The following is a 12,851-nucleotide window of genomic DNA, read 5'->3' as shown; positions in this document are numbered from 1 at the left end:
CATCCGGCTCGGGTTCGACGAAGATCGTCGCGGGACGTCGAAGTCGACGATCGGCGTCCCGCCCGTTGCAATTTTGTTTTCAAGGAAGACTAGTCAAATGGAAAACCAGGCCATTGCATTCACGGTCGAGAAATATCCGCTCGCGCTTCGGCTGCTGCACTGGGTCAGGGCGATCCTGATCGGCGCGCAGCTCTGGACCGGATGGACGATGGTCCGGCTCGACGACAACCTGCCGGCCAAGTTCGACTGGTACTACCCGACCCACAAGGAGTTCGGCGTGCTCACGCTGCTGGTGGTCCTGACGCAACTGGCGATTCGCTCGATGAAGCCGCTGCCGCCGCTGCCATCGAGCCTGCCGAAGCTGGATCGCAAGCTCGCCAAGATCGCGCACTACCTGCTGTATGCGCTCGCGATCATCGTGCCGCTGATGGGCTATTCGATGTCCAGCACGTATACGCAGAGCGACGGCGTGCCGTTCTTCTTCTTCCGCGTGCCCGAGCTGCTGCCGAAGAACGACCACTGGTTCGAGGCATTCCAGTGGCTGCACCGGACACTGGCCTACACGCTGCTCGTGCTCGTCATGCTGCATATCGTCGCCGCGCTCAAGCACCGGTTCTTCGACTCGAACCGCGAAAACGACGTACTGCGGCGCATGCTGTAACGCCGCGCCGATGCGTTGCCGGGACCCCGGCAACGTTCGGGATTCGGGTCGCCCGATCGCGGCGCCCGATCTCATTTGATCCAATCATTTCGTTTTACTAACTACAAGCGGACCATCCCGGGCGTCCGGGGCACCGGCACGCCTTCGGGAACGGTACCGCATCGCCCTACCGGCACTCACCTGGAGATCCACGATGAAGAAGATGATTGCGGTCGTTTCGACCGCCGGCGCCATGGGATTCGGATTCAGCCTGACGGCACACGCGCAGAGTACCGTGACGCTTTACGGACTGATCGACGAAGGCATCAATTTCACGAGCAACGCGGGCGGCAGCAAGGCCTACCAGATGGTCAGCGGCGACACCGTCGGCAGCAACTGGGGGCTGAAAGGCACGGAAGACTTCGGCGGCGGACTGAGGGCGCTCTTCCAGCTCGAGAACGGCTTCAACGCGAGCACGGGGGCGCTCGGCGTCGCGTCGCGGATGTTCGGCAGGCAGGCGTACGTCGGGCTCGATTCCGACCGGTTCGGCACGCTCACGTTCGGCCGCCAGTACGATCCCACGCTCGACATGTGGAGCCCGTTCACGGCCACCGGCAACTGGCTCGGCGACTTCGGCGCCCACCCGTACGACAACGACAATGCCGACTGGGACTACCGCATCCAGAACAGCGTCAAGTACGTGTCGCCCGCGTACGCCGGCTTCAAGGGCGAAGTGCTCTACGGGCTCTCGAACCAGGCGGGCGGCTTTGCCCGGAACCGAGTCTACAGTGCCGCGGTGCAGTACCAGGCGGGCGCATTCTCCGCTGCCGTCGCGTACCTGAAGGCCAACAACGGCGGTGCGACCGCGGGCGGCGCGTTGTCGAGCGACGATACGGTCTTCAGCGGCCGCTCGCAGCAGAACATCGATGCCGGCGCGTCGTACAAGTTCAGCGACAGGCTGACGCTGTCCGCCGCGTATTCGCACGTCGACGTATACAACCCCGAGTCGAATCTCTACTTCGCGAACCAGCCGGCGGCAGGCTCGCAGAATGCGTGGAAATTCGACAACTTCGAGGTCAACGGCCAGTATTTCTTCCGGCCGGATGTCTGGCTCGGCGCGGCGTATACCTACACGCACGCCCATGTGACGACGGCGGCCGGCGATGCATCGCCGAGCTGGCACCAGTTGTCGATGATGCTCGACTACGACCTCAGCAAGCGGACCTCGACCTACATCCAGGGCGCGTACCAGCACGCAACCGGCAACACCGGCACCGACTTCGACTACGCGCACGTGCTCGGCGCCGCCGGGCAGTCGTCGGGCCGCAACCAGCTGGCCTTGCGCGTCGGGATGATGCATCGCTTCTGAGCCCGGCGGGCGGCGCACGGGCGCGCGCGTGGCATACGCGGCAGCCCGTGCTTCCCCGTGCCGTCAGAACTGATGCCGCACCCCGACGCGCACCGCGGTCTGCGTCGAGCCGGCCGCCGCGCCGCCGAGCGCGGCCTCGACCTGGGCACCGTAAGCGCTGTCGTGGCCGCGTGCGAACACCGCGTACAGGCCGGTACGCTTCGACAGCGAATAATCGGCACTCAGCGTGACCTGATTGGCCGAGCCGATGTCGCCGCCGCGCTGCTGGAACTGGAAACCGCCGCCCAACTGCAACGACGGCGTGAGCGCATAGGTCAGCCCGGCGTCGTAAGTCGTTGCCCGCAGCGGCGCGGCGGCGCTGATCCGCACATCCGACACCATGCCGAAGACGCGCAACCGGTCGAAGTTGTAGCCGGCCCCGCCCGAGAAGTTGCGAAGATTGCCGCCGCCGGTCACGTCGTGCTGGCCGAAATAAGCGAGCGCGGCGCTGAACGCGCCCTGCGTGTACGACAGCATCGCGCTTTGGACGCTGCTGCGCGCGACCGTGCCGGGCACGTTGCCGAACCCCCACATGCCGCCGAACGCGATACCGCCGAACGTCGGACTCACGTACTTCACCGCATTGTTCACCTGGACGCCCCACACGCGGTTGTCGAGCGCGCCGCCTGCCGACGCATTCGCCGGCAACCCCCATGCGAGCAGGCCCGCCGGCGTGTTCGCACCGACCGCGAAGGACGGCAAGAGATCGCCGACGAAATCGAACTGGCGCCCGAGCGTCACGGTGCCCCAGTCGCCGCCGAGCCCGACGTACGCTTGCGAACTGAATGCGGAACCCGGCACGGTCAGCGCACCGTCCGACGTCTGGAACTGGCTTTCAAGCCGGAACACGGCGAAGTTGGCGCCGCCGAGATCCTCCCTGCCCGTCAGGCCCCAGACGTCGTTGCGCGACACGCCCGCCTGCAACGCGAGCTGGCGCCCGCCGCGCGCGGCAGACACCACATCGCTCGTATAGGTCACGCCCGTGTCCAGCGAACCGTAGAGCGTCACGCTCGACTGGGCGAACGCCGGTGCAGCCGCACCGCAACTGCACAATGCCACCATCCGGAACCACGCTTTCATCTTCTTCTCCTTATCGAATTTTCCCGGTCGATGCGCCCGTGAACCGACCGGCACGGCAACGGCATTGATCCGGCATGATTTTCACGATTAAAATAGGATTCCCCATCAATAGACGGCGAGGCGATCCACTGCATTGCAGTTGGCCCGCTTCCTGAGCATTCGTCGACGCGGCTCGGGTTGCCGCCTGCGCGACTTAAGTTAGACTACGGCCCTGTCGCCCCCGGAGCCGCACGCCGTGCCGCAGCCCGGCAGCCCGAACCGCGTTCGACCTTCCCGTTCCATTGCCGCAAGCCGTCTGAATCCCGGATCACGTCATGTCGAGCCTCACCAAAATGCTGTCCATCCTCGACGTATTCTCTTCGTCCGCGACGTCGATGACGGCCGAGGAAATCGCCGAACACATGGGCTTTTCGCGGACCACGTGCTACCGCTACGTGAAGGAACTGGCCTCGGTCGGCCTGCTCGTCGGCAGCAACGGCCGCTATACGCTGGGCCCGCGCATCATCCATCTCGACTACAACATGCGGCAGTCGGACCCGACGCTCACCGCCGCGAAGCCCGTCATCCAGAAGCTGGTTCAGGTCACCGGCGGCGATGCGCTCGTATCGACGCTGTTCGACGAGCAGATCATCAACGTCATGCACGAAACCGGCGCCGAGAACCTGCAGCTGGGTTTCGGCCGCGGCCGCATCATGCCGTTGTTCCAGGGCGCTTCGTCGAAAGTGATCGTGGCCGCGATGTCGCGTGCGCGCCTCAAGCGCCTGCACGAACGGCACAACGCCGAGCTTGGCGAACTCGCGGCCGACTGGACGCAGTTCTGGCGCGCCTGCCAGCAGATTGTCGACGCGGGATACTGGATCTCGCGCGGCGAGCTCGACGCAGGGTTCGTCGGTATCGCTGCGCCGATCCGCACCGCCAGCAGCGGCGAAATCAACAGCAGCCTGTCGCTGGTCTTTCGCGCCGAACACTTCGCCCTGTTCGACGAGCACGTGCTCGGCAAGCTCCTGGTCGACGCCACCGCGCAGATCGGCGACGCCACCTGACCATTCGCACGTCGTCGCGCACGACCGCACGCATGAAGGCCGACGTGCACGCGATCAATTCATCTGCGTGACGAATTTGGTGACCAGGTAGCCGTCGAACGTCTCCGTTCCGCCCTCGCTGCCGAAGCCGCTGTCCTTCACGCCGCCGAACGGAATCTCCGCCGGCCCCATCCCGAAGTGATTGATGTTGACCATGCCGGCTTCGAGCGAGCGGCTGATCCGGTGCGCGTTGCGCGCCGACTCGGTGAATGCATACGACGCGAGGCCGAACGGCAAGCGGTTGGCCTCGGCGAGTGCATCGTCGAGCGCGTCGAACGGCACGATCCCGACGATCGGGCCGAACGGCTCCTCGTTCATCAGGCGCGTATTGCGCGCCGGAGCCAGCACGACCGTCGGCGCGAAATAGTGCCCCGGCCCCGGCAGGACCGTTCCGCCCGCGGCGATATCCGCCCCTTTCGCCTTTGCATCGGCGACGAACGCGTCGATCTCGGCTACGCGTCGCGCATGCGCGAGCGGCCCCATCGTGGTCCCGTCTTCCAGACCGTAGCCGACGCGAATCCGGCCGACCGCGTCGAGATACGTGGCGACGAACCGCTCGAACACCGGGCGTTGCACGAAAAACCGGGTCGGCGAAACGCAAACCTGCCCGGCGTTGCGAAACTTGTACGCGGCCAGCATCGTCGCGGCGCGCTCGATGTCCGCATCCGCGCAGACGAGCACCGGCGCATGCCCGCCCAGCTCCATGGTCATGCGCTTCATGTGCGACGCGGCGAGCGCCGCCAGTTGCTTGCCGACCGGCACCGAGCCGGTAAATGAAATCTTGCGTACCAGCGGCGACTCGATCAGTTGCGTCGACACGTCGCCCGGTACGCCCCAGACGATGTTCAGGCAGCCCGCGGGCAATCCGGCATCGTGAAAGATGCGCGCAAGCGCGACGATCGCGCTCGGCGATTCCTCGGGCCCTTTCAGCACCAGCGTGCAACCCGACGCAAGCGCGGCCGCAATCTTGTGCATCGCCTGGCTGAACGGGAAATTCCACGGCGAGAACGCCGCGCACACGCCGATCGGTTCCCGCAATACGGTCTGCGCAACATCGGGGGAACGCGACGGTACGACGCGGCCGTAGGTACGACGCCCCTCCTCCGCATGCCATTCGAGCTGTTCGGCGGACGACATGACCTCGGCGATCGCCTCGCGAAGCGGCTTGCCCTGGTCCATCGTGATGTGGCGGCCAATCGTTTCGGCACGCTCTCGCACGAGCGCAGCGGCGCGGCGCAGGATATCCGAGCGCGCGAGCGGCGACTCGCGCCGCCACGTCGCGAACGCCCGATGCGCGGCGTGCACCGCGGCGTCGATATCGTCCGGTGTCGCATGCGGCAGTTCGCCGAGCACGCGGCCGGTTCCCGGATCGAGAACGGGTTGCGTGCGCCGGCCGTCGGCCTGCAGGAACCGGCCATCGACATACAGATGGAGCGGAGCGTAATCGCGTGGCGCGTCAGGCGTCATGCGCGAGGTCAGCGGTGTAAACGGAATCAAGACGGATACCTCGGTAGAAACTGCACGATGAGCGCGGACGGTGCGACGTTCGCATCACGCGGCCAGGCTCGGCGCACGCAACAGGCCGCCGATTTCCTGCCGGAGAATCTGGTTTTCCTGCGTGACGAGCAGATGCCGGACCTTCCCGCGAAACGTCCTGAACGCGGGATCGGCCATCAGCACGGCGCGCCGCCGCGCGCGATCGTCCAGCGAATCGAATGCCCACAGATAGACGAGCTGGTTCAGCGGCCCGACTTCCGTCGCGAAACAGCCGATCATCGTGCCGAGCGCCTGCTCCTGCGCCGCGCGCCCGCATTCCGCGTAGAGGCGCAGATATTCGGCGACGCCGCCCGGCACCAGCGTATAGGTGCGTTGCTCAACAAACATGGGCTTCCTCCCGTTGTCGCGGCGCGAACGCCTGAAAGGCCGTGGTCACGCGGGCCATCCCCACCGCATCCGTCTGTGCGGCGACATAGCGATCGGGACGCACCACCACGAGCGGGCCGGCATGCCGATCGAACCAGTCGGCCAGTGCGTTGTCGACGTCTTCGACGCATGTGCTGCCGTGGCCGCTGGCCAGCCGCCCCGCGCGGCCGGTGCCGCTGCGCGAGCGGTTGACCTGAACGAATGTCGCGCCCAGCGCCGCCCAGTACGCACGATCGTCGTCGCTCAGGCAGGCCTGCGGATCGCATTGCCAGCCGACGATCGAGAACCACGGGCCCAGCACGTCGTCGAGCTTGCGGCGCACGCCGTCGGCCGTCTCGACGTCGGGCTGCGCGATCATCCTGCCGACCGCAGTGTCCGGCGCTTCCGGCAACACGACGCCCCGCGTATAGCTCGGCATCGGCTTGAAACGCATCTGCAGGATGTAGTCCTTCAGGCCCGGCGCGAATCGCGCAAGTCCGAGGACACGATCGCGCAGGAATGCGACGAGCCGGTTGGTCGGCATCAGCATCGCGCCGAACGTGTCCGCCAGGTCGATCATCGCCTTCGCGTGATCGCGCCGCTCCGATTCGTACGTATGGAGCACGCCGGGATGCAACGCGCCGTTGACGACGCCCGCCAGTTTCCACGCGAGATTGCCCACGTCGCGCAAGCCCGCGTTCAGGCCCTGGCCGATCCACGGCGGCGTCAGGTGTGCCGCATCGCCGATGAGCGCCACGCGGCCGACGACGAATCGTTCGGCCACGCGCGAATGGTGCGTGTAGGTCCGGGCGCGCACGATCTCGAGGCGGTCGACATCGTCGACGTACGGCGCGATCAGCGCGCGTATCGATTCCGGTTTCGCGATCGCCTCTTCGTCCTCGTGCGGGAACACGAGAAACTCCCAGCGCCGGAAATTGAACGGCAGGTAGATGCAGACGTTCGGGCGGCGCGGATCGCAGTTCAGCGCCGTGCACGGCTGGTCGAGCCCGGCGTTCTTCACGTCGACCACGACCCACTTCATCGGATGGGTGGTGCCGGCCAGCTTGACGCCCAGCCACTCGCGCATCGGGCTGCGGCCGCCGTCGGCCGCCACCACGTAGTCGGCCTCGAGCGCGTAGTGCTGCCCGTCGGCGCGGCGCACCTGCAGCGTCACGCCTTCGTCGTCCTGGTCGACGCCGACCACTTCTTCGCCGGTCCTCAGCGACACGTGCGGATAGCGTGCCAGCCCGTCGCGCAACGTTCGCTCGGCCAGTTGCTGCATGAAGATGTTGCGCCGCCACCAGCCGAATTCGCGCATCGACGGGCGGATGTCGGCGAAGCATTCGCCGTTCGCCTTGAACATGCGCAGCGGCACGTTCTGGATGATGTCGCGGCTCAGCTCGTCGGCGAGGCCCGCGGTCTGGAACAGCCGCAGCGCCTCGTCGTCGATGCCGACCGCGCGCGGAAACTCGACGATCTCCGGCGTCTTCTCGATGATCACCGTCGCGATGCCATAGAGGCCGAGCAGGTTCGCCATCGCAGCGCCGTTCGGCCCCGCGCCGACGATCGCGACCGACGTCCGGTTCGCATGGTTCGTTTTCATGCGTCAGACTCCCGCCCGCCACGCCGGATCGTCCAGACGATCGAGCCAGGTGCGCAATGCGTGATTGAATGCGGCCGGCTGATCGTCATGGACATAGTGCGTTGCACCGGGTATGTCGATCCGCTCGATTCCCGCGTTGGCGGCCGTCATTTCGGCGGCCACCTCGGCGGACAGGAAATCCGATTCGCCGCCACGCAGCAACAGGGTCGGCACGTGCAGGTTGAGGATCGGCGGCCACAGGTGGACGAGTTGCTCCGGCGTCGCGGCCAGCCGCGCGGCCGCAATCCCGTCCGCGTCGTGACGCCATACGATCCGCCCTTGCTCGTCCTCTTTCAGCGAATGCGCGATGCGCGAATCGAGCGCGGATTCCGTGATGTTCGGCCGCTGGCGGCGCCAGAACGCGCGCGCATCGTCCCACGACGCGAACGCGCGCGGCGTTTCCTTCAGCTCGCGCTTGATGCGCTCCGAACCCTGCGAACCGGCCGACGCGCCCGGGCCCATGTCCTCGATCACGAGGCCGGCGAGCCGTTCCGGCTTCGCCGCGGCATAGACGAACGCATTGGCCCCGCCCATCGAATGCCCGACCAGCACGAATCGTCGCAAGTCGAACGCGCGCACCAACGCGTCGAGATCGCGCACGTAGGCCGCCGCGTAATAGTCCCGCTGCGGATCCCAGTCGCTCCGTCCGCGCCCGCGCTGATCGAGCGCGATGACCCGGTAGCGGTCGACCAGCGCGTCGGCGACGGGTTCCCACGTATGCGCGTAACTGCGCAAGCCGTGCAGCATCACCACCGCCGGTGCATCGGCGCGCCCCCAGCTCACGTAGTGCAGCCGCAGCCCGTCGCTGTCGACCCACCCATCCTCGACGGATGCCGTATTCATCATGTGTTCCCCGCCAGCATCCGCGATCAGACCAAGCCGTCGCGGCCGACGATCTCGCTCGCCTTCAGCCCGCCGAGCCGTGCATGCAGGCGGCCGCGCGTCGCGAATGCGAAGATCACCAGCACTTCGTCGTCGTTGGGCGCATCGGGGAACAGGCACGTCACCGTGTCGTAGTGCGAGCGCACGTAGAGCGCATCCTTGTGCGCGAGCGGCACGTCGATCACCGTGTTGACCGGGCCGCGCTTGCCGCTCGACGGCACCCACGACTTCCCGCCGCCCAGCGCCGCACGGATCGGCTCCGCGAAGATCGACGTCAGGAATGCATTGCCGTGTTCGTACTCGCCGGCCGAGCCGACCAGGCAGGCCTTGCCGTAGCTCTCGATCGCGCGGCCCGCGGCGAGCGACTCGATGCGCCGCGCGAACTCCTTGCCGAGCGCGGGCGACGGGCGCACGAGGTCGTCGAGGTTTTCGCTGAAGCGCCCCGCATACGGGTTGTGAACGGCCGCGGCGATCACGATCTTGCGCAACGGCTCGCCGTCCGCGAGCTGGCCGGTTTCGTTCGCGAGCGAATCCTCGATCTGCGTGTACCACTTGCGGATGTGAAAGCCTTCGAAATTGGCGATCTTGCTCATCAGGAATCCTCTATGAAGTGTTCGGTTATGCGGAAATGAAAGGCCGGCGCGTCAGTCGAACAGCGGCTCGAGCTGCACGGGGTCGCTCGGCGCGTTGTACCGGTGCAGCACGCGCTTGCCCTCTTCGTCGTCGGTGACGGTCTCGCAGAAGAATTCGAGGCGGTTGCCGTCCGGATCCGCGAAATACACGCCGATCCCGACCTTGTGATCGGTGATCTTGACGATCGGCACGTTGCGGCGGATCAGCATGCCGTACAGGCGACGCAGTTCGGTCAAGCCGCCGGCGATCTCGAGCCCGTAGTGCTGCAGGCCGATCGTGCCGAGCTCCGCGTCGGACGCCGCGCGAATCAGCGCGATGTCATGGTGCTTCTGGCCGAAGGACATGAACACCCACTGCTCGCCGCGCGCGGTTTCCGTCATGCCGAGCACCTCGGCGTACCAGGTGCTCGAGCGCACGGGGTCGCGCACGAACAGCGACAGGTGGGTGCGCTGGACGCGCGGCGTCGGCAGCGGCAGCCCGCTCGCATTCGCGCGCTCGGCGTGCCGCTGGATGTCGGACGGTGTCATCGCTCGCTCCACTCAGTTGATCGACTGCGCGTGGGCGACGAGCGGCGCTTCGAACGGCGTCCACGCAACAGCCGTGATCTCGCTGAAATCGCGCCATTCCTTGGTCCAGTTCCGGCCGCCGTCGCGCGAACGGAACAGGTGCCCGTACTTGGTGCCCGCATAGACGAGCGCCGGCCGGGCCGCATGGACCCCGAATGCCCAGAACGTGGAATTCGGCGGCGTCTGCAGATCCGCCTCGTGCCACGCGTAGCCGCGATCGGCCGAGCGGTAGATGCGGCTGCGGGTGCCCGGCGTGCCGTCGCCGATCGCCATCAGCAGATCGCCTTCCGGCTCCGGCAGCTGCACGACCGTACGCGTGTAGTAAAGCCCGTCGAAGCGATCGCGCGACTGTTTGGCGTCCCAGGTCTGCCCGTCGTCCTCGCTCACGTACACCGCGTTGACCGTCAGCAGCACCGTGGTCTTGGGCCGGTCCGCCGTGGCGGACAACACGGCGATCGCATGAATGTCGCTGTTGCGGATCGCCGTGCCGGGGCCGTCCACACGTGTCCAGCTCGCCCCGGCATCGCGGCTGCGCCATGCGCCGCCCTCCTCCACGCCGTACCAGACGTTGCGGCCGTCGTCCGGATCCACGCAGATGGTCAGCAGCCGCGGGCGATTGACGCCCGCGCAAAATTCGGGGAACTCGGGCGCCGTTCTCTCCCACGTCAGGCCCGCGTTGCTCGACTTGTACAGCGCGGCGCGCGACGGTGCGCCGGTGCCCGCATAGAGCACCGCGGGGTTCGACGGATCGATCGCGATGGACCAGACGGTCTGCCCGTTCAGCAGGTTCTCGGGCCGGAACCAGTGCGCGCCGCCATCGTCGCTGATGCACAGCCCCGCATCGGCGCCCGCATAGACGCGCGACGGCGTCGCGGGATCCACCGCGAGCGCGCGCACGATGCCGTCGAATTCGATCGGCTCGGCGAGTCCGAGGCGATGCCAGGTCTTGCCGTCGTCGTTCGAGCGCAGGATGCCTTGCCCGGCCGTGGCGACCAGTACGGTTGCGGTCATGAAATGCTCCTTGTGTCAGAGAAAAATGCCGCGCGTGAGCCCGCCATCGCAGCCGATCGACTCGCCGGTGATCGAGCCGGATTTCGGCGATGCGAGAAACGCGACGATCCACCCCATTTCCTCGGGCTGCAGCACGCGCCGGATCGGCGTGACCTTCACGTAGTTGGCCTCGACCTCCGCGGCCGTGAGCCCCTGCTTCTGCGCCTCTTTCTCGTAGAGTTCGTGGATGTGCGGCGTCTCGACGACGCCCGGGTGAATCGTGTTGACCGTGATGCCGAACGGGCCGAGCTGGTCGGACAGCGTCTTGGTCAGGTGCACGATCGCCACGTTGCGCATGCCGGACAGCTGCTTGCTGCCACGGCCCGTCAGGCCGCCGATATTGACGATGCGGCCGAAGCCGTTGCGCCGCATGTACGGCGCGGCCGCCTTCGCGCAGCGCAGGTAGCCGACCACCTTGATGTCGATGTCCTGGAGCAGCCCCTCCGGGCTGGCGTGTTCCAGCTCCGCCCGCACGAGGCCGCCCGGATGCGCGGCGCCGTTCAGCAGGATGTCGAGCCGGCCGAAGCGCTCGACGCTCGCGGCCATCGCCGCTTCGACGGACGCCATGTCGGTGGTGTCCACCGTGACGGGCAGGATCGCGCCCGCCTTGTCGCCCAGCGGCGCGAGCTCGGCGCGAATCTCGGCGGCGGCCGCTTCGAGGTGTTCCATGCGCCGCGCGGCGATCGTGACGTTGACGCCTTCGCGGGCCAGCTCGAGCGCGACTGCCTTGCCGATGCCCATGCTGCCGCCGGTGATGAACGCGGCTTTTCCGTGGAGTTGCAGATCCATAGCGATGAAAGGTGAGAGTCGGGATTGAAGGGGAAAGCGGGTTGCGCGATCAGGACAGGCACATTTCGATCAGCCTCGGCCCGTCGGCATGCGCGAGCGCGTCGTCGAGCGCCTCCATCAGCGCTTGCGTCGTGCTCGCGCGCTCGGCCGGCACGCCGTAGCCGCGCGACAGCGCGAGCCAGTCGATCGGCGGATCGTCCAGCAGCGTCAGGCGGCTGGCGTGCGGCGTGTCGGCCGGCAAGCCGCTGCGCGCGAGTTCGGTCTGCAGGATGCCGTAGCGCCGGTTCGACGCGATCAGCATGACGATCGGCAAACGCTCGCGCGCCATCGTCCACAGCGCCTGGATCGTGTACTGCGCACTGCCGTCGGACTGCAGCGCGAACACGCGGCGTTCCGGGCACGCGACGGCCGCACCGAGCGCCACCGGCAAGCCCTGGCCGATCGCGCCGCCCGTATTCGTGAGGATCGTGTGACGACGGGCGCGCGCCGACGCGGTCACGAACGGATAGCCGCACGTGCCGCCCTCGATCGACACGATCGCGTCGTCGGGTAATGCATTCGCCAGCACGCGGCCGACGGCCTGCGGCGTCAGCGGCCCCGCCTCCACGTGCCAGCACTCGACTGGCACGCCGTCGGCGTTCTCCGGTGCGCCGATGCGATCCGCCAGCGCTTCGAGCGCATCGTCGGCCGCGTCGCCCGGTGCGGCCAGCGTCACGATGTCCTCAGGGCGCGCGAGTTCTCCCGGAATGCCTTCGTAGCCGAAGTACGTGACGGGCGCGAGCGCGCCCGCCAGCACCACACGCCGGCCGGCCAGCGCGGCCAGCGCCGGCTCGGGGAAATACGGCAGCCGGTCGATGTCCGGCAGGCCGCCGCCGCGCTCGGCGCGCACAGCAGCGCGGGCGTGGCGCGGTCCGGCAGGCGGGCCGGGGGGCGGCGGCGTTGGGGGCGGACGGGGGCGGCGGGGGGGGGGGCACGGGCGGGCTCCGCGCGGGGGGGGGCGTCGGGGGGGAGCGACGGGGCGGGCGGGGGTCGGCCGCGGGCGGGGAGGGGCGCGGCACCGCCGTGGTCGAGCGCGAGGATGCCGAACAGGTGGATGTCCTGCACGGCATTCTTGTCGAGCTGGCCGCCGAAGAGCGCCGCGGCGTCCTCGGTACGGATCGGCAGCCGCGCGGCGGCG

The 12,851-nt window shown here is 67.6% G+C and carries 12 protein-coding genes and 1 pseudogene; 3 read left to right on the top strand and 10 right to left on the bottom strand.

Annotated elements, in window-relative coordinates; translation table 11 throughout:
• Positions 1-97 precede the first annotated feature (97 nt).
• A complete protein-coding gene (locus tag G3N64_RS23470; protein WP_205786043.1) occupies positions 98-661 on the top strand; it encodes a cytochrome b/b6 domain-containing protein in 564 nt (187 codons plus the stop codon).
• 193 nt (positions 662-854) lie between these two features.
• A complete protein-coding gene (locus G3N64_RS23465) occupies positions 855-2,009 on the top strand; it encodes a porin (protein ID WP_205786042.1) in 1,155 nt (384 codons plus the stop codon).
• Positions 2,010-2,072: 63 nt separating this feature from the next.
• Here the strand turns inward: G3N64_RS23465 and G3N64_RS23460 are convergent, their stop codons facing one another.
• The gene (locus G3N64_RS23460; protein WP_205786041.1) at positions 2,073-3,128 is read right to left on the bottom strand and encodes a porin; all 1,056 of its coding nucleotides are present in this window, start codon (positions 3,126-3,128) and stop codon (positions 2,073-2,075) included.
• 314 nt (positions 3,129-3,442) lie between these two features.
• Between G3N64_RS23460 and G3N64_RS23455 the strand changes: the two genes are divergently transcribed.
• Positions 3,443-4,171 (top strand): IclR family transcriptional regulator, encoded by a 729-nt coding sequence (locus G3N64_RS23455; protein WP_205786040.1) that lies wholly within the window; start codon positions 3,443-3,445, stop codon positions 4,169-4,171.
• Positions 4,172-4,225: 54 nt separating this feature from the next.
• Here the strand turns inward: G3N64_RS23455 and G3N64_RS23450 are convergent, their stop codons facing one another.
• The 9 genes and pseudogenes from G3N64_RS23450 to G3N64_RS23410 all read right to left on the bottom strand — a co-directional run.
• The gene (locus G3N64_RS23450) at positions 4,226-5,677 is read right to left on the bottom strand and encodes an NAD-dependent succinate-semialdehyde dehydrogenase (protein WP_205786039.1); all 1,452 of its coding nucleotides are present in this window, start codon (positions 5,675-5,677) and stop codon (positions 4,226-4,228) included.
• Between the two features lie 84 nt (positions 5,678-5,761).
• The gene (locus tag G3N64_RS23445; RefSeq protein ID WP_205786038.1) at positions 5,762-6,094 is read right to left on the bottom strand and encodes an NIPSNAP family protein; all 333 of its coding nucleotides are present in this window, start codon (positions 6,092-6,094) and stop codon (positions 5,762-5,764) included.
• Entirely contained in the window at positions 6,084-7,715 is a 1,632-nt protein-coding gene (locus G3N64_RS23440) for a bifunctional 3-(3-hydroxy-phenyl)propionate/3-hydroxycinnamic acid hydroxylase (protein WP_205786037.1), read from the bottom strand. Before G3N64_RS23440 ends, G3N64_RS23445 begins: the two co-directional genes overlap by 11 nt.
• Before the next feature lie 3 nt (positions 7,716-7,718).
• Positions 7,719-8,597 carry an alpha/beta hydrolase gene (locus G3N64_RS23435; RefSeq protein WP_205786036.1) on the bottom strand — a complete coding sequence of 293 codons (879 nt, stop codon included), beginning with the start codon at positions 8,595-8,597 and terminating at the stop codon, positions 7,719-7,721.
• Between the two features lie 26 nt (positions 8,598-8,623).
• Positions 8,624-9,229: an amino acid synthesis family protein gene (locus G3N64_RS23430; RefSeq protein WP_205786035.1), complete on the bottom strand. Its 606-nt coding sequence runs from the start codon at positions 9,227-9,229 to the stop codon at positions 8,624-8,626.
• A gap of 51 nt (positions 9,230-9,280) precedes the next feature.
• Complete coding sequence (locus tag G3N64_RS23425; RefSeq protein WP_205786034.1) at positions 9,281-9,796, bottom strand: VOC family protein; 516 nt, start codon at positions 9,794-9,796, stop codon at positions 9,281-9,283.
• 12 nt (positions 9,797-9,808) lie between these two features.
• A complete protein-coding gene (locus G3N64_RS23420) occupies positions 9,809-10,846 on the bottom strand; it encodes a sialidase family protein (protein ID WP_205786033.1) in 1,038 nt (345 codons plus the stop codon).
• Between the two features lie 15 nt (positions 10,847-10,861).
• Positions 10,862-11,674 carry an SDR family oxidoreductase gene (locus G3N64_RS23415; RefSeq protein WP_205786032.1) on the bottom strand — a complete coding sequence of 271 codons (813 nt, stop codon included), beginning with the start codon at positions 11,672-11,674 and terminating at the stop codon, positions 10,862-10,864.
• Between the two features lie 49 nt (positions 11,675-11,723).
• Positions 11,724-12,560 (bottom strand): annotated as a pseudogene (locus G3N64_RS23410) (thiamine pyrophosphate-dependent enzyme); the annotation flags it as partial.
• Positions 12,561-12,851: the final 291 nt, after the last annotated feature.

Source organism: Burkholderia sp. Ac-20344, assembly GCF_017104975.1.
GTDB lineage: Bacteria > Pseudomonadota > Gammaproteobacteria > Burkholderiales > Burkholderiaceae > Burkholderia.
The sequence above is the reverse complement of the archived record's forward strand: the minus strand, read 5'-3'. Positions and strand labels throughout refer to the sequence as shown.